This window comes from Rossellomorea sp. H136, assembly GCF_056838065.1.
Genome location: NZ_CM166371.1, coordinates 3,154,350 through 3,178,262 on the forward strand (window position 1 = coordinate 3,154,350; position 23,913 = coordinate 3,178,262).

Consider the following 23,913-nt stretch of genomic DNA (forward strand, 5'->3'; position numbering starts at 1 on the left):
AAAGGAGGATTAACGAAACTGTTCGCTAATCCTTCCATCGTTTAAAGTATTTTCTCTAAGAACTCTTTTCCCCGATCGCTTTGCGGGTTCGAGAAAAAAGGAAGAGGCTCTCCTTCTTCGACAATCTTTCCATCATCCATGAATAAGACTCTGTCTGCCACCTCTCTGGCAAAGCCCATTTCATGGGTTACAATGATCATTGTCATCCCTGAATGAGCGAGTGACTTCATGACTTCCAGCACCTCTTTGACCATTTCCGGATCCAGTGCAGATGTCGGTTCGTCAAAAAGCATCACTTTCGGTTCCATTGCAAGTGCCCTTGCAATCGCTACACGCTGTTTTTGGCCACCTGATAAACGGTTTGGGTATTCATCACTTTTTTCTTTCAAACCGACTTTTGTTAGAAGGTCTGTCCCTACTTTTTTAGCATCTGTTCTGTTTAGCCCCTTCACTTTCACTGGAGCGTAGATCACGTTTTCCAACGCTGTCATATGAGGGAAGAGGTGGAAATGTTGAAATACCATCCCTATATCTTGTCTCACTTTGCTTATATTCTTGCCTTTCACAACAGCTTCTTCAAAGTATATCGATCCTGAAGTCGGCTCCTCTAAATAATTCAGGCAGCGGAGTAGAGTGGATTTCCCGGAACCCGAAGGACCGATCAATGCAACAACCTCCCCTTTTTCCACGGAAAAATCTATACCTTTTAATACTTGAAGCTTCCCGAACGACTTGGTGATTTTTTCTGCTTTAATCATTCCCACGTAGTCTCCCTTCCAGCACTTTCCCTAATAAGGTTAGAATCATGACAAGCACATAATAGATCAGTCCTGCAAATAATAGTGGTTCGAAAAAGGAATACAAATCACTACCTACCATATACGAACGTCTCATCACATCGGCCGCTCCGATAACAGTGACGATGGCAGATTCCTTCGTAAGGGTGATAAATTCGTTCATTAAGGCAGGTAAAATGTTTTTAATGGCCTGAGGTAGGATCACATCTTTCATCATTAAACGATATGGAACCCCAAGAGCCATGGCCGCTTCCTTTTGCCCTTTATCCACTGCATTGATTCCCGCACGGATGATCTCAGATATATAGGCAGCTGAATTAAGTGAAAAAGAGAGGATGGCTGCTGTATACGGTTCGATCTGAGTTCCAAAAAGCTGAGGCGAACCATAAAAGATAATCATTAATTGCAGAACTAAAGGAGTCCCCCGAAAAACCGATGTATAAATATCTGCAAGTAATGTTAAAGGTTTGATTGAACTTATTTTACAAAGAGCAAGCAGAATACCGAAGGCAAATCCAAGTATTCCTGCTAATCCGACAATTTTAAGAGTGACCTTCAATCCTTCCAAAATAAAAGGAATCGAAGGGATCAGTTGTTGAAAATCAAGTGGCACTGTATTCTCCTCCAATCATGCTGTTGACTGTTAAATAGGAAGGGCTAACCGATAATGGGTTAGCCCTTCTATCAATCTACTGTTCTCCGTCAAACCACTTTTCAGCCAGTTTATCCAATTTTCCATTTTCTTCGAGCTTTTTCAATGCATCGTTGAATTCACTTGTAAGCTCACTATCCTTTGGAAGTGCAACAGCAGAACCTGCCTCTTCTTCGTTCACGTCCATTGTATTTCCTTTAAGCTCTTTATTTTTATCCAAATAACCGTTTGCTACTGTATTCTCTATGATAATGGCATCAAAACGTTCATTTTGCAGATCCTGTATCAGCTCAGGAATACGGTCACGGGTCTCTACTTTTAATGGGATGGATGTGGAAAGTTCTTCTGCAGCATCCTGTTGGATAGAACCTAACTGAACACCAACCGTTTTCCCATCAAGATCCTTTTCGCTTTGAATTCCACTCTCTTTTGTTGAGATGATCATATCTTTTGCTGTGTAGTAGACATCACTGAAGTCAACGTTCTTTTGTCGTTCCGGCGTAGGGGTCATAGCTGAAAGCACAAAGTCCACCTGGCCGGTTTTAAGTGCTGAAATTAATCCGCTGAACTCCATATCTTTGATCTCGATTTCATACCCAAGCTCATCTGCCAGCATATGAGCCAAGTCAATGTCGTACCCGATAAATTCATCACTATTTGCCGTATCGACGTATTCAAATGGTTTATAGTCAGCCGACGTACCCATAATCAGCTTCTTTGATTCACCTGAAGCGGTTCCTGCATTCTCTTCTCCTGCACCACATGCAGCAAAAATAGTAGAAACGATTAATACTAATATAATAGATAATATCTTTTTCATTGTAATTCCTCCTCGATTGTAATGAATAAATATAATATATAATGTATATTAATTACTATATTCGTATTGTAGCAGAGATAAATATTTATGCAATAGTTTTTATAGTCACCCATAAATGTTTATATATTCTGAAAATACAAGTGCCTCTTTACAAGGTTTTAGCATTGATTGGAAGAAAGAATGAAATACGAAGGGGATTTTTATTCATAATATATGCATGCTTACATATGGAGATTTTGAAGGAAGTGATGATTCTTGCATTTCTGGATTACCAAACATATGGTATCCCCTTTTTAATCAAAACAAAAAACCCGTCAAGCTCCTCACACAAACATCCACCTAAAGCAGATATTCATGTAATGAACCTAACGGGCCTCACTCTCTTACTTACACTTCTTCACAATATTGATCGAAGTAAGATTGAATTTTGTTCACAACCGACATTGGGTCGTGACCTTCAATTTCATGTCTTTCTACCATGGTCAATAGCTTTCCGTCTTTTAATAGAGCAAATGACGGTGAAGATGGCGGATAGCCGGTAAAGTAGCTGCGCGCTTTCGCAGTGGCTTCTTTATCTTGGCCGGCGAAAACCGTTACCAATTGATCTGGTCGTTTATCATAATGAATGGAATGAGCTGCTGCTGGACGTGCGATTCCTCCGGCGCAACCACAAACGGAGTTGATCATCACGAGTGTTGTACCTTCTTTAGCGAAAGCTTGATCTACTTCTTCTTCTGTTGTTAACTGAGTATAACCGGCTTGTTCGATTTCTTGACGAGCCTGGCGAACAACATCATTCATAAATAAATTGAAATCTATATCCATGCTTGAACTCTCCTTTTAATCGCTGACTTAATCATTCTCCATAAAAACAGGAATTTTGATATACCCCTATCATAACAATTTCAAACCCTATGTTTCAATTAAAATTAACTAAACCCGTTAAGAATTGCACCCTTATATCGCTTTAGCAATTCTTCTACTGCCTGAGTAGTGGTATAGTCCCCTTCCTTCACACGACTTTCCATGTGTGGAAGGGCAGACTTTATATCCTGATGGAAAAAGAAATCTGACAAGATTCTTTCTTTCAACATCGTATGAAACCATTCCTGTTTTTGGAGAAGTCGTCTTTCTTCAAAGACTCCCTGTTCTTTTGATTGCTTCTCAAACTGTTGAATCACATTCCACATTTCTTTTAATCCCTCATTTTTCAAGGCAGAACAGGTATAAGCCTTTGAGCTCCACCCTTTAGTTGCGGGAGTCAAGAAGTGGAGGATTTGGTTCAGCTCTCTTCTTGTTTTCTCAGCGAGAGGTTTATTTTCTCCATCTGCTTTATTGACAAGTAATGCATCGGCAAGCTCCATGATCCCCTTTTTCATTCCTTGAAGCTCATCCCCGGCTCCTGTGATGACGAGCAGGAGGAAGAAATCCACCATTTGCCTCACCATCACTTCACTCTGACCCACTCCAACGGTTTCAATGATCATCAGATCATATCCGGCCGCTTCGCATAAGAGAAGCGTTTCACTGGTTTTCCGGTGCACTCCACCAAGTGTTCCTGCAGTGGGGGAAGGTCTTACAAAAGCACGGGGATTTTTCGATAATTGTTCCATCCTTGATTTATCCCCAAGAATACTGCCACCGGAAATGGAAGAGCTGGGATCAATCGCAAGGACGGCAACCCGGAGGCCCTGCTCACATAACATCTCCCCGAACGCTTCTATAAATGTGCTTTTACCGGCTCCCGGCACACCTGTAATGCCGATCCGGAAGCTTTTACCCGTATAGGGCAGGAGTTCCTGCAACAGTTCCTGTCCCATGGCATAATGCTGTTCTGCATTGCTTTCAATCAGCGTGATGGCCTTCGCCAAGGAGCTACGGTCGCCATTCAAGACCCCGTCCTTTAATTCGGTAATCGATACAGAATCCTTTTTCTTCTTCACAAACCGCTTCTTTCGCACTGAATCATGCTCTGCCATTACTCAGCCACTTCCTCATAGCCCAGCACTTCATAAATTTCTTTGATGACTTTTTGTGCAGCAACAGGTATGATTGTCCCGGGTCCAAAAACGGCTGAGGCTCCGTTATTCAATAGGAAGTCATAATCCTTAGCCGGAATCACTCCACCAATGACAACGAGAATGTCTTCTCTGCCTAATTTCTTTAGTTCCGCTACCAGTTGAGGCAGGAGTGTTTTATGTCCTGCGGCTAATGAACTTACACCGATGACATGTACGTCATTTTCGACTGCTTGCAGAGCCGTTTCTTCCGGCGTCTGGAACAATGGTCCGATATCCACATCAAAGCCAAGGTCTGCGAACGCCGTGCTAATCACCTTAGCACCTCTGTCATGCCCGTCCTGTCCCATCTTCGCAATAAGGATACGCGGTCTTCTTCCTTCGTTTTCCAAAAATTCTTCTGTCATCTCTTTCACGACGTTGATTTCTTGTTCATTTGAAAAGTTCGAGCTGTACACCCCACTTATACTCCGGATCGTTGCTTTATGTCGTCCTGATACTTTTTCAATGGCATCGGATATTTCTCCCAATGTCGCCCGGGCTCTCGCTGCCTCCACCGCTTTTTCAAGTAAATTCCCTTCTCTTGTTTCTGCTACAAGTGTTAATGACTCGAGCGTTTCGGTTACTCGATTTTCATTTCGTTCCTCTTTAAGCATTTGAATTCGCTCAATTTGCTTTTGTCTTACAACTGTATTATCAATGTCCAGCGTTTCAATCGGATCTTCCTTGTCCAGGCGATACTTATTTACCCCGACAATCGCTTCATCCCCCGAATCAATCATTGCTTGTCTTCTCGCAGCCGCTTCCTCAATCCGCATTTTCGGCAATCCGGTTTCAATCGCCTTGGTCATTCCGCCAAGCTCTTCGATTTCTTCGATATGCTCCCAGGCCTTCTCCATCAACTGATTGGTCAAGGATTCAACATAATGTGAACCGGCCCATGGATCAATCACTTTCGTAATACCGGTTTCCTCTTGAAGGTATAGCTGTGTATTACGCGCGATCCGCGCAGAGAAGTCTGTCGGCAGGGCAATCGCTTCGTCCAACGCATTGGTATGAAGCGATTGCGTATGACCCATAGCAGCCGCGTGTGCCTCAAGTAATGTACGAATGACATTATTATACGGGTCCTGCTCAGTTAAGCTCCAGCCGGATGTTTGGGAGTGGGTTCTGAGCACCAAGGATTTCGAATTATTAGGACTGAATGTTTTCATCATTTTCGCCCAGATTCTCCGCGCCGCCCTCATTTTTGCCACTTCCATGAAATAATTCATGCCAATCGCCCAGAAGAATGAAAGTCTTGGTGCAAAGGAATCGATATCGATCCCTGCCTGGAGACCTGTCCGCACATACTCAAGACCATCTGCCAGCGTATAAGCCAACTCAATATCGGCAGGCGCTCCCGCTTCTTGCATATGATACCCGGAAATACTGATGCTATTAAACTTCGGCATGTGTTTGGACGTATACTCAAAGATATCAGCAATAATCTTCATGGATGTTTCAGGAGGATAAATATAGGTGTTCCGCACCATATACTCTTTTAAAATATCATTTTGAATCGTACCAGACAGTTTCTCCTGCGAAACGCCCTGTTCTTCTGCCGTGACTATATAAAATGCAAGGATGGGCAGCACCGCTCCGTTCATCGTCATGGAAACAGACATTTGATCAAGAGGTATTCCATCAAACAGAATCTTCATATCCAGAATCGAATCGATGGCCACTCCCGCTTTTCCTACATCTCCTACCACCCGGGGATGATCGGAATCATAGCCACGATGAGTAGCTAAATCAAAAGCAACAGACAGACCCTTTTGACCCATACTTAAGTTTCTTCTATAAAAGGCATTGCTTTCTTCTGCTGTTGAAAAACCTGCATATTGCCTTACCGTCCAAGGGCGATTCACATACATCGTCGGGTACGGCCCCCTTGTATAAGGAGCCAAGCCTGGAAGGTCTTCTCCATGAGATATATCCTTTGAGTCCTCTTCTGAATAAAGAGATTTAATGACAATCTTCTCATTTGTCTCATAGGTGCTACCTGTTAGAGAACCATCATTCGTTCTTGCTTCTTTCGAATAAGGGTCGATTTCTTGCCAATCAGGATTTGTCATTGTCAGTTCCCTCCTCCCAGATGGTTAATAGCTCATCTACTTTTTTAAGTATGTTTTGCTTATTGTAAATGGATCCATTCAGTCCTAAACGAACCCACTCATGCTCATCAGGTATTTTCCCTGCTACATCAATCACAATGGTCGAATCAATATGATGAATGGACTCAATCAGCATGGGCAATTTGTCTTGATATTCTTCCTCTGTTCCACAAACCACATAGTATGGATAACGGGTTTCTTCCACAAATTGGAGTACATCTTCCTTAGAGAAGCACTCTTTACTTTGATTTGTATGAATGCCCCCCGTCGCTAAAAATCCTTTTACAAAATCAGCCCGGGGCTTATGGGTTTTTAGCTTCCCTAACCCTATTAAACCTGCCACCGGTTTACTTGCCAGCTTATGTGTCCTTTCTCTAAATCTTTCAAAAGGAAGTGACAATCGCTCACCCACATTAGATGCTGGAGTTCGAAATGTCTCCTCAAGATTTGAATAGATATTCGTCCCGATCATCGAGTTTTTTCTTGTGGCTAAATCATGAATACGTGACTCTCTCACTCTATTTATTTTTTCATGAATGGAACCATTTTTCAGACAGACAAGGATTCCCCCATCTCCATCGACCTGTTGAAATTCCTTCCATGCAAGCTTACCTACCTCTTCTGATAACCATTCCACATAATAAGAACCGCCTCCAGGGTCAACCACTTTATCCAAATGAGCTTCTTCCCCAAGGATCAGTTGAGTATTCCGGGCAATTCTCTCAGAAAATGCGTTCACTTCCCCACTCACTTCATTGAACGGAGCAACAAGAAGATAATCCACCCCTGCAAGAATGGCAGAAAAAGCTTCTCCTCCCCCGCGAAGCATATTGACATACGGATCGAGTGTGGATTTGTTCAACTGAGACGTTTCCGCACTGCAGCTGACCGAATGAGCGATCGCTTGTTCGGAAAGTCCATAGGACGATAATACTTCTTGCCACAATTTCTTAAAGGCTCTGATTTTGGCTATTTCCATAAAGAAATGGCTGCCTACTGAAAAGTGAAAATGCATTTTCCCGGCAATCTTTTCTATCGTCCATCCTTTTTCCTGAAGTGTTTCAATATAAGTGACCCCTTCACTCAGTCCGTATGCCAATTCCTGCGTGGCACTTCCTCCACTATTATGATACTGGGCAGAATTAATGATTATGGTCTTCAGATTAGGCAGATGCTGATCTACTTCTTTTACAACCTCCAACCAATCTTCAAACAAATGCTCCCGATTTTCATTTATTGGATCAAAGCCCATCACACCTTTGATTTCCTTCAGTTCAGGAAATTTCATCATTCGCTGGATACAGAAAGCTGTCTTTTTTTCAATGGAAAAGACAGGGGCCTCTAACTCAATGACTTCTTTAATAAATTGATCGAAGCCTTCTATTATATCTAAATTACCTACTTGAAATGAAACACAGTTCTGTCCCCGGGATAACGCATCCTTCATTGCAGAGGTGAGTTCCTCCCAGGATCCCCGTTTGACCGGTTGAGCGATGAACCATTTTGAAGCCCTCTTCAACTTCCCTTCCACATTAGGGATATAAGCATTCACTCTATCTACTCCAGGTAAATCTACTTTCGTGTATAACGGTTTAAGTTCAATATTTTCATAGGTGTTTGTATGTAAGGAACGAATCCCTTTCCCCTTTAACGCTATTTCAGCTGCTTCTTGCCATTCTGTAAGTGTTCGTCGACTGAATGATTGTTCTTTCATATCACTAAGCTTCATAATACCCCTCTTTCGACCTACAAGATTGTAATCGTTTTCATTTACATCTGAAGAATCTCACTAAACTAGCATGAGTGCTCATTGAAAATTCGAAATGTTTATACTAATACTATTTTAGTATATAAAAAAAAACGCATTTCTTCAATCTCTCTGGTAAATGTGCAAAAAAAGAAAGAAGAGTCGACGGGATCGACTCTTCTTCCCTTAAGCTTTATTTTTTTGTGTTGATATACAATTTTCCTTCTGCACGTTTCGTTGTGACATTTCCATAATCATCGGAAATCTTCACTTCAATAAGTGCTCCAGGTGCTTTTACATTTGAAGTGGCTGTATAATAACCGACGTAGTGACCTTCTGATGTTTCCATCATTGGCAGCTCATTTGCGTTTGTTACTTGGGATCGTGCATTTGTCAGTGGCATTTGGATGACAAATGTGGCATCTAAACCAGGCTCACTGTCAAATTCGATTTTTACCGATTCACCCTTCTTCAGCTCTTTATCTTCAGCAGGAAGAAGATTTTCAACAGCGATGTCACCAAATTTAGCAAAGACTGTTACTTTTTGTTTCTTTTTGTTACCAGCTTTATCTTTCGCTACTACCTGGATGACATTTTCTCCTTCATTCAGAAGCAGTCTATGACTGAACTGTCCATCACTTACAGAAGCTTTCTCGCCATTTACTTTTACCCAAGCGAGGTTTTCATCGACAATCGTTCCTTCTACGGTGATGGCTTCACGATTTGTTTTCATGCCTTCTTTCGGAGAAGTGATGGCAAGCTCAGGCTTCACTTGATCAAGGTTAATGGATACAGGCTCAGATGGTCCCGTCATCCCTTGTTCGGTTGCTGCCTTTGCTGTAATCGAATTCTCCCCGTCGTGTAATGAAACATCCGCAGAGAAGGTACCATCCTCCATTGTTTCTGCTGTTGCCACTTCATCGTCACCATTAAAGAGGTGAACCGTTGTGGTCGGGGCAGAAGTACCTTCAACGGTAACCGAATCCTTATTTGTAAATGATCCATCTTTTGGTGATGTGATGACTGGTGAAGTGACTTCATAGTTCACTGTTGCACGAATCATGTAGTTCCCTTCCTCTTCTGGTGCTTGAGACCATGCGCCTCCAACAAATTGCCAGCTTTTTGCGGCATATTCGCCATCTTCATCTGTTCCAAGTCCAGGTGCATTCGGATTTGGAGCTGATTGAATGTAAAACATGTAGAAATCACCGTCTACCATGATGCCATGCTGGCTTAGATCTACATGTGTCCATTCCCCGTTACGTAAAGCCGTTCCATCAAACGGTCCGGCTATTTTCTTACCTGGCGCGCCATCAGGACCAGATGCATCGTAAACGGCAACTTGGAATTCTGTTCCACCTGGAACTGGCCATTCTGTATCCCAGAAGCGGAATAGCCCACCTGTAACCAATGCTGTTTCATTACCTTCTTCAAGAGACATTTTCACAGCCCAGCCATTACCTGCATCATAGAATGCACGGGCGTTTTCAGCTGTTCCATCATCGTAACCAATTTCACCAGGATACCCGATGAAAGGCTCTAATGAAACATCGGCGTTTGTGACTTCTCCACCTTCAACCGTTACAGTCGTTTCCTTACTATAGTAGTAAGGTGCAACTACTTTAATGGTGTATTCACCTTCATATGCCTCCAGTTCATACTCACCATTTTCATTCGTTTCTACCGGCTCCACAACGGCATCTTCAAGTAAGAAGACAGTGGCTCCCTCAACCGGTTCTCCAGAAATTTCATTTGTGACGGTTCCCTTAATATTTCCATGGGGAATTTCTTCAAGTGTAAAATTGGCGTTAGATGTTTGATCTGCTTCAATCGTTACACTTTGTGTTTCTGATCTGAAACCATAGGTTGATGCTTGTAGCGTAAACTCACCGGCTGCATGATTGATTTCGTACGATCCATCGGCAGGGTTCGTGTATACCGAACGTCCTGATTCCAGTATGCTTACTTCTGCTTGCAATGGAAGCAGCACTGGCCCGGGTACGTTTCCTTCTACCGGTGTTTCTTTACTTACATGTTTAGCCATTTTAATTTTATTCGGATTTACACTCGGTTTCTTTGAAACAGATGATGACTTCTCATCCTTCGATTTCAATCCAAGGTTCATCTTTTTAGCTGGAAGAATCGATTCTCCACTTAGTTTCACATCATCGACATACCAGCCCTGTTTCACAACACTTCCATCTGATGTAACATTGAAAGCGATGTAGATTCGCTGACCCGCATATTGACTTAGATCCACTTCCCCGTCGATCCAGCCATCCGTATTCCCATTGACACGAAGGGCCTGCGTCCACTCTTCACCATCAGTGGATACAAACACATGACCATAATCATAGTTACTTTCAAGCTCATACCATTGCTTAAATTGCAAGAAACTATCCCCTTCAGGTAAATCGATCGGAGGCATTTCTAGCGACATGTTGGCGCTGTTGTCATAAGTACCATCCAGACTTGTTGCATATACCTTTTCTCCAGAAGTAGCTGCCCCTGGACCATTTACAGGTACACCCCACTCCCAGCTGTTTCCTGGGCCATAAGAATTCCAGCCACTTGGAGAAGACTCAAAGTCCTGCTCATATCCAACGGTGATACCTGGAAGAAGAGTGACGGAATACGTATCCGTTTCTACCTCATTTCCACCAAAGTCCACTGCCAACCATTTATAAGTAACACTCTCACCTGTCAGTGCTTCTCCAGGAATGGTTGCCTCATAAGTTCCTGATGTATAGTCACCTGCAGATCGTGTTGCTTCAACAGATTCCCAAGCTCCATCCTGATTTTGATAATGTAACGAAACATTCGTTACGCTCACATTATCACTTGCTTCCGCTTGTAGTGGCAAATTCATTCCTTCAAATGCTTCACCAGGGGCTTCGTGATTGATTACTGGAGCTTCAGTGTCATCCCCTTCTTTTGAAACTTGCCCTTCAACTTTTCCAATTCCGCTCATTACGGAAGAAACGGCATCGAATGCGTTAACCAATCCATGACCATATCCATTATTAGGCGTTTCAGGGAAGGTACCGTCAGTCAAAGGAACAGCCGTTGACATTAAGATTTCTTCCATTTCGTCAACCGTCAAACTTGCATCCACTTGTCTCAACAATGCTGCGACTGCAGAAACGTGAGGACCCGCCATTGATGTACCATTCCATCCACCTTCATAGTTACTTCCTGGTACTGAAGATCGAATATTCACTCCCGGTGCGGATATTTCAGGTTTAACTTCCTCGTATGGAGAAGGACCTTGTAGTGAGAAGCTTCCAAGGTTGTCATTAATATCTGTTGCGCCCGTTGCAAATGACTCAGGGTAATTTGCAGGTGTAGCAATTGAACCTGGGCCACCAGGATTAAATAATGTTGTATTACCAGCAGAGAACTCAGGGAATATTTCGGCCGCTCTCCAGGCGTTCACCATATCCCGGTACCACTCGTCAAGACCGGCACCGCCACCCCATGAGTTATTGACTACATCTGGAGCCATTTCCGGATGAGGGTTGCCCTCAGCATCCTTAGGAGCAAGAATCCATTCTCCCGCTTCTAATAAATCAACATCTGTTCCTCCATCAGCCGTGAATGCTTTTACAGCAATCCACTTTGCTCCCGGAGCGACGCCGATCTGATTGCTGCCATCAGGTTCGGAACCAACCATTGTTCCTGTTACATGCGTACCGTGTCCTTGATCATCATAAGGTGCACTTTGCCCAGCTGTTGCATCAAACCAGCTAAACTCATGATCAGGGGCATCAGGATTTTGAGGGTCATAACCTCTGTATTTTTCCTGTAAAGCAGGATGATTCCATTGAACGCCTGTATCAATCGACGCTACAACGGTTCCTGCTCCATCAATTCCCATATCCCAAACCGCCGGTGCACCAACTCTGTCGATATTCCATTCAATGGATGCCGGACTGTTTTTTACTTCTTTTTCTGCATCGCTAGCTGAACCTTCAGCTTTTGCCGGTTGAATGAGCTGACGTGTTTCATTCGGCAAGATTTTCTCAACTTCCGCAAATGTTGAAATTTTATCCATTACCTCTTTTGTGGAAGTAACGGCCATTCCGTTTACAACATAGAAGTCTTTTATTTCTTTTACTGCACCGGACTTCTTCTGTTTCGTTAAGTATTCTTTCACTTCTGCTTGAGATTCAAATGCTGTGGCACGAAGCTCGGAAACGACCATATTTCGTTTCAGTAATTTTTTGCTGTTAGCAGACAACTTCTGCTTTTTAGCTTTTTCAGTCGCCTTCTTAGCTACAGCCTTCGTATCAAGCTGCTCCTTGAATTTCACTAAGTATGTGACGTGCTTATCTTTCTTGAATTGATCATTTAGTTTCGATGTGATCTTTGATTGTGGACTTACCTTTGCGCTTTCGCTTGCTGAAGTGGATGGTTTTTCTTTAGCCAGAGCTGATTGTGAGGTATTCGCTGCCCCAGCATTGAATGGAAATAGTAATGGGACAAACATTACTAAGGTGAGTACGATGGATAACCATCTTGCCTTACGCTTTCTACCTGTCATCTAATTCCCTCCCAGTAAATTTAGATTCCGTCAGTAAACCCGACACCTCCCTGAATCCCTACTTGGTAAAAAGTAGTTGTTAACCCAAAGATAACCAACTATTGATGTAAAATGTTGTAAGTTTATGTCGGATTAAATCTGAATATTCGGAAATTAATAGAAAAGTCACCCTCTCTCATATTTCATGCATGCATATAGTCACACAGATAATATAACTACAGGAATATTTTGGATTACAATGCACATCTCATAGGTTAAAAGGATGAAGTACCCCTACCATTTTGGATTAAGTAGGAAATAAATGAGAGAGAAGACATAGGAGGGAATTTTATCTTGAATGCATTCGGAAAACTACCTATACATAGTAAAAATTTTATTGACAGGATATTCTTCCAGTTATAATTTTCCTTTATTTCCTGAATCCTTGGACCTGCGATTTATTTTTTATAATCCTTTCTATCCAGAAGCAAAAAAAAAACAAGGACTAACCACCCAGGGTCAGTCCTTGCCACAAATTAATATACAGATGTATTTTCTTTTGATGTATTTTCTAAGATTTCTTTCACCCGCTGCAGGAATCTTCCGCATACCAATCCGTCAAGCACACGGTGATCAAGTGACATACACAGGTTCACCATGTCACGTACTGCGATCATTCCGTTATTCATGACAACTGGACGCTTCACAATCGATTCTACTTGAAGGATCGCTGCTTGAGGATAATTAATGATCCCCATCGATTGTACTGAACCAAATGACCCGGTGTTGTTAACCGTAAATGTGCCTCCCTGCATATCTTGAGAAGTTAATTTACCGCTGCGGACTTTTCCGGCAAGCTCGGTAATTTCTCTTGCAATTCCTTTGATCGTCTTTTCGTCTGCATTTTTGATCACAGGCACATATAGTGCATCATCTGTGGCCACTGCAATCGAAAGGTTGATGTCTTTCTTTTGAACAATCTTATCCCCTGCCCACATAGAGTTGATTTGCGGATACTCTTTAAGAGCTTGCGCTACAGCTTTCACAAAGAATGCGAAGAATGTCAGATTAAAACCTTCACGCTGCTTGAATTCCGTTTTTAGTGAGTTTCTGTAATCAACTAGGTTTGTAACATCCATTTCCATCATCGTCCATGCGTGAGGAGCTTCATGCTTGCTGCGAACCATGTTGGATGCGATGGCTTTACGAATTCCCGAAACAGGGATTTCGATATCACCAGGTACAACAGGAACGTTCGCAGCAGGTGCAGATTGCTTGGCCGGTTGTTGAACTGCTTTCTCTTTCACTGGCGCTTGCTGAGGAGCCTGATCTTCAGCCTTAGGCGCAGGATCCTCTCCTGCTTTAGGAATATTACCTGACTCAATGACCTTCTTTAGATCTTTACGAGTGATACGTCCGCCGTTTCCAGTGCCTTCTACTTGATTCAGATCAATATCATGCTCTTGAGATAACTTTAATACTGCAGGAGAATATCTTGCTTTATTCCCACTATCTTTACTTGGAACCTTCGTTTTAGTTGCTGTTTGAGGTGTTTCATCCACTTCTTTCTTTGGCTCTTCTTTCGGAGTTTGTTCAACAGGTGCAGAACCTCCACCTTCCACTTCAATCGAACAAATGATTTCTCCGACTTCAAGAGTGTCTCCTTCGTCAGCAATTAAATCTTTAATGGTACCCGTAAAGGACGATGGTACCTCTGCATTTACTTTATCCGTTTGTACTTCCGCAATCGGATCATATTTATTGACGGTATCACCAGGTGAAACCAACCATTTACTTATTGTGCCTTCTGTAACACTTTCCCCTAGCTGAGGCATTTTCATATTTTCAATACCCAATGAGGAACCCTCCTTACTGTTGAGTTTAATTGGTATTTATTCTGATTAAAATTCTGCAAGTTCACGCATTGCTTTTTCTACTTTGTCCGGGTTAATCATAAAGTATTTTTCCATTGTTGGTGCATATGGCATTGAAGGAACGTCAGGACCAGCAAGGCGTTTGATTGGAGCATCGAGCTCGAATAAACAATTTTCAGCGATAATCGCAGAAACCTCACCCATGATGCTTCCTTCTTTATTGTCTTCTGTCACAAGCAGAACTTTACCTGTTTTAGAAGCTGCTTCAATGATCGCTTCTTTATCTAATGGATAGATCGTACGTAAATCGAGGATGTGCGCCTCAATTCCGTCTTGGGCAAGCTTTTCTGCTGCTTGAAGAGCAAAGTGAACACATAAGCCGTAAGTGATAACTGTGATGTCTTCCCCTTCACGCTTCACGTCTGCTTTTCCGATTGGAAGAGTATAATCATCCTCAGGTACTTCTCCTTTAATTAAACGGTAAGCACGTTTGTGTTCGAAGAATAATACTGGGTCTTCGTCACGGATTGCCGCTTTCAGCAAGCCTTTCACATCATAAGGAGTAGAAGGCATCACTATTTTCAATCCTGGCTGATTAGCGAAAACGGCCTCAACGGATTGAGAGTGATAAAGTGCTCCGTGGACTCCACCACCGTATGGAGCACGAATAACCATCGGACAGCTCCAATCATTATTCGAGCGATAACGAATACGTGATGCTTCAGAAATGATTTGGTTCACAGCAGGCATGATAAAATCAGCGAACTGCATTTCTGCAATCGGTCTCATACCATACATGGCAGCTCCGATTCCAACTCCGGCAATAGCTGATTCTGCAAGTGGTGTATCGATGACACGGTCTTCTCCAAATTGATCATATAATCCGTGAGTCGCTTTGAATACTCCACCTTTTTTTCCTACGTCTTCTCCAAGAACGAATACTTTCTCATCACGTTCCATTTCTTCTCTAATAGCCATTGTTACAGCATCAATATATGAAATTACTGGCATGATTGAATTCCCCCTTACTTCTCTTCTGCATAAACATACTTCATCGCTGATTCTGCTTCAGCATATGGAGCGTTCTCTGCATAATCAGTTGCTTCGTTCACGAGCTTCATAATGCGATCATTGATTTCTTTCTCAATGTCATCGTTCATAACGCCTGTCTCTTTCAGATAAGCACCAAACGTGATGATTGGATCGTTTGTTTTCGCTTTTGCCACTTCGTCCGGAGAGCGATAGCTTCGATCGTCATCATCAGAGGAGTGAGGAGTTAAACGATAAGAAACTGTTTCAACAAGGGTTGGACCTTCCCCACGACGGCCACGATCCGCTGCTTCTTTGACCGCTTTATATACTTCGATTGGGTCATTTCCGTCAACCGTGATTCCAGGCATTCCATATCCAATGGCACGATCGGACACTTTCTCACAAGCTAATTGTTTTTCAATCGGAACCGAAATCGCATATTTATTGTTTTCACACATAAAAATGACAGGAAGTTTATGTACACCTGCAAAGTTTGCGCCTTCGTGGAAATCTCCTTGGTTGGAAGACCCTTCACCGAACGTCACAAACGTCACAACATCCTTCTTCTCCATTTTACCTGCAAGAGCGATACCAACGGCATGTGGCACTTGAGTGGTTACAGGAGATGAACCCGTTACGATATTATTTTTCTTTTGACCAAAGTGACCAGGCATTTGACGTCCACCTGAGTTTGGATCTTCTGCTTTTGCAAAACCTGATAGCATTAATTCCTGGGCCGTCATCCCGAATGTTAATACAACACCCATGTCACGATAGTACGGAAGTACATAATCTTTTTCACGGTCTAAAGCAAATGCAGCACCAACTTGAGCCGCTTCTTGACCTTGACATGAAATAACAAATGGGATTTTACCCGAACGGTTCAGTAACCACATGCGCTCATCGATTTTTCTGGCAAGCAGCATGGTTTCATACATTTCTAATACTTTATCATTGGAAAGTCCTAACTCTTCATGACGATTCTTTGCCATTTTATTTACCTCCTACACAATCTAATGGTTGGAAAGGTAGAAATAATCTCTACCTTATAATATTTTTTTGATGAATACATCCAAAAAGCCACCTACGCTATTCTATTTGTCCAGCTGCGCCTCCTTGTCCCTCGAGGTCACAATGGATAAATCCCATAAGGCAAAGTACGCCTTTTGGGATTTCCCCATTGTGCTTGTCGGGCCAGAACAGTCGGCTTCGCTCTTCTATGAATGAATCGCTTTTCCATCTACTGCAAGTGCGGCTTCTCCGATCGCTTCTGACAGGGATGGATGAGGGTGGATTGTGTGCGCGATTTCCCATGGGGTTGCGTCCAATACTTTAGCAAGTCCCGCTTCTGAAATCATGTCCGTTACATGCGGACCAATCATGTGCACGCCAAGAATATCATCGGTATCTTTGTCTGCAATGATCTTGACGAACCCATCGGATTCACCATAAACAAGTGCTTTCCCGATTGCTCTGAAACTGAATTTTCCGGTCTTCAGGTTATATCCCTTTTCTTTCGCTTCCTGCTCCGTGATCCCTACGCTTGCAATTTCAGGATTACTGTAGATGCATTTTGAAATTAGGGAATAGTCAATCGGATGAGGTTTCTCATTCGTCATATGTTCCACTGCTGTGATTCCTTCGTGAGATGCAACATGAGCTAATTGAAGTCCACCGATGACATCCCCGATCGCGTAAATATGAGATTCCTTTGTTTGGAAGAAGTCATTCACTTCAATAAAGCCTTTTTCCACTTTAATATCTGTGTTCTCTAAGCCAATGCCTTCAACGTTAGCTTGTCTACCAACAGATAAAAGGATCTTATCTGCTGTAAAGGCTTTTTCTTCTCCTTTATGCTCAGCTTTAATGGTAACCTCTCCGTCTCCTTTTTCTAAAGATTCAGGAAGCACCTTTGCACTCGTCACGATTTTGACGCCTTTTTTCTTCATTAAGCGCTGCATTTCTTTAGAAATCTCATGGTCTTCGGTTGGTACGATTTTATCAGCGTATTCCACCACGGTTACCTCTACATCAAAGTCAGACAGCATGGAAGCCCACTCAATACCGATGACCCCTCCTCCAACGATGATGATCGATTTTGGAAGAGCTTCAAGTGAAAGCGCTTCATCTGAGGATAATACGTATTCTCCATCAATATCAAGTCCCGGTAATGAACGAGGTCTGGAACCTGTTGCAACGATCACATTCTTAGGGATCAACATTGCATTATCTTCCCCATTGTTCATTTCAACAGAAATCGTCCCAGGCATCGGAGAGAAAATAGAAGGTCCTAAGATACGTCCAAGTCCTTCAAAGACATCGATCTTGCCTTGTTTCATCAAGTGTTGAACTCCTTTGTGAAGCTGTTCAACGATCCCGTCTTTTCTAGATTGAACTTTTGTGAAATCTAACTCTACTCCATTGATTTTCACACCAAAGTCTTCACTGTGTTTAGCTGTAGCATATACTTCAGCACTGCGAAGAAGAGCTTTACTAGGTATACATCCTTTGTGTAAGCATGTCCCCCCCAGTTTTCCCTTTTCAACGATTGCTGTTTTTAATCCAAGTTGAGAAGCACGAATGGCGGCTACATAGCCACCTGTGCCTCCCCCTAGAATGACTAAATCATATTCTTCTGCCAATCTTGAGTCCTCCTTGCTCTTATACTCTTGCTTCTTCTTTTACATTTCCAGGGTACACCTTATAGTCTTCTTCACTTCGTAAGACCCTTAATGCCCCTTCCGCAAGAGCTTGTAGTTCATTTTCTCCTGGTTGAATCACGACATCTGCTATCCAATTGATTCGATTGCTTATCGCTTTTACAAACTCTTTACCGTAAGCAAGACCACCAGTTAACACAATGGCGTCTACTTTACCATTAAGGACGGCACTTGCTGATCCGATCTCTTTCGCAATTTGATACGCCATCGCATCGTACACGGCTTTGGCATTTTCATCGCCATTTTCGATCATCTTCTCTACTTTTACCGCATCGTTTGTTCCAAGATAACCGACTAAGCCACCTTGACCAACGAGTTTCTTCATGATTTCATCACGGTAATAATCACCTGAGAAGCATAGGTCAACTAAATCACCCGCTGGAACAGTACCTGCTCTTTCAGGACTGAATGGGCCATCGCCATGCAAACCATTATTTACATCCACCACTTTCCCATTGCGGTGGGCACCTACGGTAATACCACCACCCATATGAGTGATGATCAGGTTTAGGTCCTCATATTTCTTTCCGAGTTCCTTTGCGACTCTTCTTGCTACCGCTTTCTGATTTAAAGCATGGAAAATACTCTTTCTTTCAATGAGTGAAAATCCTGAAACCCGGGCAAGCGATTGTAGCTCGTCCACTACAACAGGGTCGACAATATAAGATGGAATGTTTAATCCAGAGGCAATTTCAAATGCTAAAATCCCACCAAGGTTTGAAGCATGCTGACCTGAGAATCCTTCTTTAAGGTCCTTCAGCATATCATCATTCACTAAGTAAGTACCGCCTTCAATAGGTCTAAGAAGGCCCCCACGACCACAAACAGCACTTAGTTTTGAAATGTTGATCCCTTCTTCATCTAACGTTTGAAGAATGGTATCCTTTCTGAATTCATACTGATCGATAATAGTTGGAAATTCATTAATCTTTTCTGTATCATGACGAATCGTCTTTTCAAAGATAGATCGATCATCATCGAAAACACCAATTTTGGTTGATGTCGATCCAGGGTTAATGACTAATATTCGATGTTTGTTTTCTTGCACTGTTGTTACCTCCATTTGGGCAGCTATATTGTATTGTTTGCACGTAGAATTTCCCCCCTATGATAGATAACCCCTTAATCTGTTCGATGTTCGCATTAACAGGGAAGAAACGCTCTACTCTTGTTAGAAGTAAAGCGTTTTTTCTTCTAATTATCCACGTCTGCTTAAAATATGTTGACCGTTTTGTAAGAACTGGCTTCTTGAACGGCGCATTTTCTCGATTCTTTCTTCCGCCATACGATCAGCAGCTACGTAAGTTGGAACATTATCACGTTTAGCGATTTCTATAACACGCTCAACGTTATTGTATACTTGCTCGACTTTTTTCATCGCTCTTTCACTATTGTAACCGTATAATTCATCCGCTACGTTGATGACTCCACCTGCATTGATGACATAGTCAGGTGCATAAACGATACCCATTTCATGAATCGCGTCACCATGACGAGTTTCTTTTAATTGGTTATTCGCAGCCCCTGCAATGACTTTTGCTTTTAGCTGAGGAATGGTTTCGTCGTTGATGATCGCTCCTAGAGCACATGGGGCAAAGATGTCACAGTCAACTCCATAAATTTCGTTGATATCAACAGCTTTTGCTCCGAATTCATCTACAGCACGTTGAACAGCTTCTTTATTGATATCTGTTACGATCAGATTCGCTCCTTCTTCGTGAAGGTGGCGGCACATATTGTAAGCAACATTACCAATTCCTTGAACGGCGATTGTTTTCCCTTCCAGTGAATCTGTTCCAAAGGCTTCTTTCGCTGCAGCTTTTATTCCACGGTATACTCCATAAGCCGTAACGGGAGATGGGTTACCAGAAGAACCAAATGCTGGAGAAATACCTGTAACATAATCTGTCTCTTCATGAATCAAGTCCATATCAGCAACTGTAGTACCAACATCTTCTGCAGTAATATAACGTCCGTTTAATCCTTGGATGTAGCGACCAAACGCACGGAACATTTCTTCATTCTTATCTTTGCGAGGGTCACCGATGATAACCGTTTTCCCCCCACCTAAGTTAAGTCCGGCAGCTGCATTCTTGTACGTCATACCCTTTGCAAGACGTAGAGCATCTTCAATCGCTGCTTCTTCAGATTCGTATGTCCACATACGAGTTCCTCCAAGTGCAGGTCCAAGAGTCGTATCATGAATCGCGATAATCGCTTTCAACCCTGATGCTTCATCTTGACAGAATACCAATTGCTCATAATCATATTGTTCCATATAGCTGAAAATTTTCATTTTTATTTCCCCCTAAAGTCTAATTATGTTTGATGTATTTATTAATTATTTGAAGCAGAGCATATTGCCAGCGCCAATGAAAATAATTTACTTTCTGCACTGTCTGCTCTGGATGTTAATACGATTGGTGCTTTTGCTCCCGCAATCACAGCCCCAACTTTCGCTTTCGCAAAATAGATCAAGGACTTGTAAAGAGCATTACCCGTTTCGATATTCGGAACGAGCAGGATATCTGCTTGTCCTGCGACTTCACTTTCAATCCCTTTATGTTCAGCAGCATGATGAGAAACCGCATTATCAAGGGCTAATGGTCCATCGACGGCACAATTACGAATCTGACCTCTTTGATTCATCATCGTAAGAGAAGCGGCATCCACTGTTGCCTGCATGGCCGGATTCACTACTTCAACCGCGGCAATCGGGGCAACTTTCGGATGGTTAACACCGATTGATTGGGCAATCTCAACGGCATTTTCAATAATTTGCGCTTTTTGCTGCAAATCAGGTGCAATGTTCATAGCTGCATCCGTAATAAATGTCAACCTATCAAACCCAGCCACCTCAAAAGCTGCAACATGTGATAATACATTCCCTGTACGAAGTCCCCACTCTTTATTTAGCACTGCCTTTAAAATGACAGCAGTAGGAACATTCCCTTTCATTAAAGCACTTGCTTCATTTTCCTTTACAGCCTTCACAGCAAGTTCCGCTGCTTTCTGTGGAGAAAAAGCATGCTTGATTTTAATGTTGCCGTGTGACCGAAGCTGTGGCGCAACCTCTTCTAAAAGAGAGAGTATTTCTTCTTTATCACCAAACAATAAAAATTTGGCCATATTTTTTTCAACTGCCATTGCGACAGCCCCAAGGACTTCTTTATCTTCTGCAGCTGCAACCGCTACAGTGGAATTTTCTATCTGGGTTGCTTTTTCCACCAAAGATTGTAGATTCATGTATGTCGTTTCAACCCCTTTTTTCTGTTATTATGTTCCCATTAAACTATATGCAAGAACCGTGCCAACTTTTAAAGTGTTGAAAACGCTTCATTTCCACATATTTAACCATGAAATTTTTTTCATACCACGCAAATTATTTCATGCTAGTTATTTCAATGTTATATTTTTCAATTTTGTAATACAAATTTCGCACTGAAACACTCAATTCTTTGGCTGCTGCCGTTTTGTTACCATTATTCTGCTCTAAAACCTTCTGAATTATATTTTTTTCATATTGTTCTACTTGAGTTGCCAAATCTTTGATTTTTCCTGAGGCATCAGCAGCAACCTCTTTGACATGGCTCTTAGATGTATTCTCCAGTTGAGGTAAATGCTTGCTATCTATCTTTACTTCGTTGTAGTTCATAAAGATAATTGCTCTTCCCAATACATTCTCGAGCTCTCTAACATTCCCCGGCCAATGGTATTTCATTAACTTGTGCATCGCTTCCTCTGTAACACCTTCAACATTTCTACCGTAGTCCTGGTTGATCTTGGTAATCAAGGTTTCAGAAATGAGCGGAATATCTGATTTACGATGTCGCAGCGGAGGTATTTGAATGGGCATTCGGTTGAGCCGGTAGTAAAGATCTTCTCTGAAAGAACCGTCGGCAATTCCTTTTTCCAAATTCACATTCGTTGCCGCTATGACCCGGACATTAATCTGGATTGATTTTGTCCCCCCAACCCGAACAATTTCGTTCTCCTGCAGGACCCTCAGTAATTTGGCTTGAGTGTTGGCACTCAACTCTCCAATTTCATCCAGGAATATACTGCCATTATTGGCTTCTTCAAATAATCCTCGTTTCCCTCCTCGCTTTGCTCCAGAAAATGCACCTTCTTCATATCCGAATAATTCACTTTCCAATAGATTCTCCGATAATGCAGCACAATTGACCCGCAGGAATTTGTTGAACTTTCGATCACTCGCATTATGTATCGCGTGTGCAAACAATTCTTTTCCCGTACCGGATTCACCCCGAAGAAGAACAGTCGCAGGCGTTTTCGCCCCTAACTTAGCCTGTTCAACGGCAATCATCATTTCCTCTGAGTCCCCTATGATGTCTTCAAACATATACTTCGCTTCAAGGGTCCGAATGATTCTTCTCGCACGATCTAACTCCTGGGTGAGTGACTGAATCTCAGACATATCATGGATGACACCGACACTCCCCTTGAGCTTATTATTCACTATGATAGGAGCTACATTAACGATCACTTCTTTACGTTTCGGACCAACCCGCATTCTTGTTCCCCTGATGGCTCTTCTTGTCTGCAGGACTTTCAAGTGAATACTCTCTCCTTCGGAAATATCTGCAGTTGCCGGTTTACCGATTACTTCTTCTTGGGTGAGTCCTGTGATTCGTGTGTAGGCAGGGTTTATTAATATCCCTTTCCCCTCTTCGTCTACTACAGAAATTGCATCATCGCTGGAATGAATGATGGCCTCAAGCATGGTTTGGATCTCTTTGAGATTCGTTATTTCCTCTGCAAGATTCACGACCTCTGTGATGTCTTTAAACACAGAAAAAGCCCCGATGATCTCATCATTTTCGGTAATCATTGGAATACGATTGGAAATGATCTTCAGTCCATTGTCTAATACCACTTCTTGATTGATTTCAGTACGCCGTGTTTCCATCGTGGTCGTTAATTTACTCTCAGGAATTACTTCAGAAATATGCATCCCGATAACGTCTTCCTCATTCTTTCCAATCATTCGCTCTGCGCTTTTATTATAGAGCATCACATTTCCATGTTCATCGATCCCTACCATACCATCATCAGTCGAATTAAAAATAAGATCTCTTTTAAACGACTCACTTGTTAATTGATAAATCAGATCTTCCTTTTCTTCCAGTAGCTTTGAAATAAGAAAGGCAACACTGCCTGGAATAATGACTGTACTCTTCCCCCGTCTATCCCTAATATCTTCAAACACTTTTTGTTCACCGGTCACTTCAATGACGATATCAACAGAATCATTCAGGAACTGTCGCCATTCAGTACCAACTGGTATCCCAAGCTCTTTAGCCAACAAAATACCTGAAGCGTTTTCATTTAGGTCTACAACTGCAATCACTTTCATAACGGAAGCTTCGTGGAGGATTTTTAAAATCGCTGTTCCACCTTTACCCCCACCGACAATTAGAACCTCTTGCAACATTTTTCACCCCGACTATCAATACCTGCAATTTTTTTCACAAACTTAATGTTACACTACTTTTCTAAACTTGACAATTTTCTAGTTGGAGTTAGAATTTTAGTATGGAAGCGAAAAAGGAGT

At 42.3% G+C, this 23,913-nt stretch carries 16 protein-coding genes; all 16 read right to left on the minus strand.

Features of this window, described 5'->3' with window-relative positions:
- Nucleotides 1-41: 41 nt before the first annotated feature.
- Nucleotides 42-758 (minus strand): amino acid ABC transporter ATP-binding protein, encoded by a 717-nt coding sequence (locus tag ACYH0O_RS16185; RefSeq protein WP_149157717.1) that lies wholly within the window; start codon nt 756-758, stop codon nt 42-44.
- Nucleotides 751-1,410 carry an amino acid ABC transporter permease gene (locus ACYH0O_RS16190; RefSeq protein WP_149157718.1) on the minus strand — a complete coding sequence of 220 codons (660 nt, stop codon included), beginning with the start codon at nt 1,408-1,410 and terminating at the stop codon, nt 751-753. The genes ACYH0O_RS16185 and ACYH0O_RS16190 overlap by 8 nt, the downstream gene beginning before the upstream one ends.
- A 76-nt stretch (nt 1,411-1,486) precedes the next feature.
- Nucleotides 1,487-2,269, minus strand: a complete 783-nt coding sequence (locus ACYH0O_RS16195; protein ID WP_482629525.1) for a transporter substrate-binding domain-containing protein — start codon at nt 2,267-2,269, stop codon at nt 1,487-1,489.
- 387 nt (nt 2,270-2,656) lie between these two features.
- Nucleotides 2,657-3,094 carry a BrxA/BrxB family bacilliredoxin gene (locus ACYH0O_RS16200; RefSeq protein WP_148969561.1) on the minus strand — a complete coding sequence of 146 codons (438 nt, stop codon included), beginning with the start codon at nt 3,092-3,094 and terminating at the stop codon, nt 2,657-2,659.
- A 104-nt stretch (nt 3,095-3,198) separates the two neighbouring features.
- The gene (gene meaB / locus ACYH0O_RS16205) at nt 3,199-4,248 is read right to left on the minus strand and encodes a methylmalonyl Co-A mutase-associated GTPase MeaB (protein WP_482629526.1); all 1,050 of its coding nucleotides are present in this window, start codon (nt 4,246-4,248) and stop codon (nt 3,199-3,201) included.
- The gene (gene scpA / locus ACYH0O_RS16210) at nt 4,248-6,404 is read right to left on the minus strand and encodes a methylmalonyl-CoA mutase (RefSeq protein WP_482629527.1); all 2,157 of its coding nucleotides are present in this window, start codon (nt 6,402-6,404) and stop codon (nt 4,248-4,250) included. Before scpA ends, meaB begins: the two co-directional genes overlap by 1 nt.
- Complete coding sequence (locus ACYH0O_RS16215; RefSeq protein WP_482629528.1) at nt 6,391-8,172, minus strand: methylmalonyl-CoA mutase family protein; 1,782 nt, start codon at nt 8,170-8,172, stop codon at nt 6,391-6,393. The genes scpA and ACYH0O_RS16215 overlap by 14 nt, the downstream gene beginning before the upstream one ends.
- Before the next feature lie 211 nt (nt 8,173-8,383).
- Nucleotides 8,384-12,733, minus strand: a complete 4,350-nt coding sequence (locus tag ACYH0O_RS16220; RefSeq protein ID WP_482629529.1) for a S8 family serine peptidase — start codon at nt 12,731-12,733, stop codon at nt 8,384-8,386.
- Between the two features lie 515 nt (nt 12,734-13,248).
- Nucleotides 13,249-14,568: a dihydrolipoamide acetyltransferase family protein gene (locus tag ACYH0O_RS16225; RefSeq protein ID WP_482629530.1), complete on the minus strand. Its 1,320-nt coding sequence runs from the start codon at nt 14,566-14,568 to the stop codon at nt 13,249-13,251.
- A 45-nt stretch (nt 14,569-14,613) separates the two neighbouring features.
- Nucleotides 14,614-15,597, minus strand: a complete 984-nt coding sequence (locus ACYH0O_RS16230; RefSeq protein WP_149157725.1) for an alpha-ketoacid dehydrogenase subunit beta — start codon at nt 15,595-15,597, stop codon at nt 14,614-14,616.
- A 14-nt stretch (nt 15,598-15,611) separates the two neighbouring features.
- Nucleotides 15,612-16,610: a thiamine pyrophosphate-dependent dehydrogenase E1 component subunit alpha gene (locus tag ACYH0O_RS16235; RefSeq protein WP_482629531.1), complete on the minus strand. Its 999-nt coding sequence runs from the start codon at nt 16,608-16,610 to the stop codon at nt 15,612-15,614.
- Between the two features lie 225 nt (nt 16,611-16,835).
- The gene (gene lpdA, locus ACYH0O_RS16240) at nt 16,836-18,260 is read right to left on the minus strand and encodes a dihydrolipoyl dehydrogenase (RefSeq protein WP_482629532.1); all 1,425 of its coding nucleotides are present in this window, start codon (nt 18,258-18,260) and stop codon (nt 16,836-16,838) included.
- 19 nt (nt 18,261-18,279) lie between these two features.
- Nucleotides 18,280-19,401 (minus strand): butyrate kinase, encoded by a 1,122-nt coding sequence (buk, locus tag ACYH0O_RS16245; protein ID WP_282138834.1) that lies wholly within the window; start codon nt 19,399-19,401, stop codon nt 18,280-18,282.
- Nucleotides 19,402-19,536: 135 nt separating this feature from the next.
- Nucleotides 19,537-20,634 carry a branched-chain amino acid dehydrogenase gene (gene bcd, locus ACYH0O_RS16250; RefSeq protein ID WP_148969571.1) on the minus strand — a complete coding sequence of 366 codons (1,098 nt, stop codon included), beginning with the start codon at nt 20,632-20,634 and terminating at the stop codon, nt 19,537-19,539.
- 41 nt (nt 20,635-20,675) lie between these two features.
- Nucleotides 20,676-21,584, minus strand: coding sequence for a phosphate butyryltransferase (yqiS, locus tag ACYH0O_RS16255; RefSeq protein WP_482629533.1), 909 nt, complete (start codon nt 21,582-21,584; stop codon nt 20,676-20,678).
- A 136-nt stretch (nt 21,585-21,720) separates the two neighbouring features.
- Nucleotides 21,721-23,790 (minus strand): sigma 54-interacting transcriptional regulator, encoded by a 2,070-nt coding sequence (locus ACYH0O_RS16260; protein WP_482632589.1) that lies wholly within the window; start codon nt 23,788-23,790, stop codon nt 21,721-21,723.
- Between the last annotated feature and the right edge of the window lie 123 nt (nt 23,791-23,913).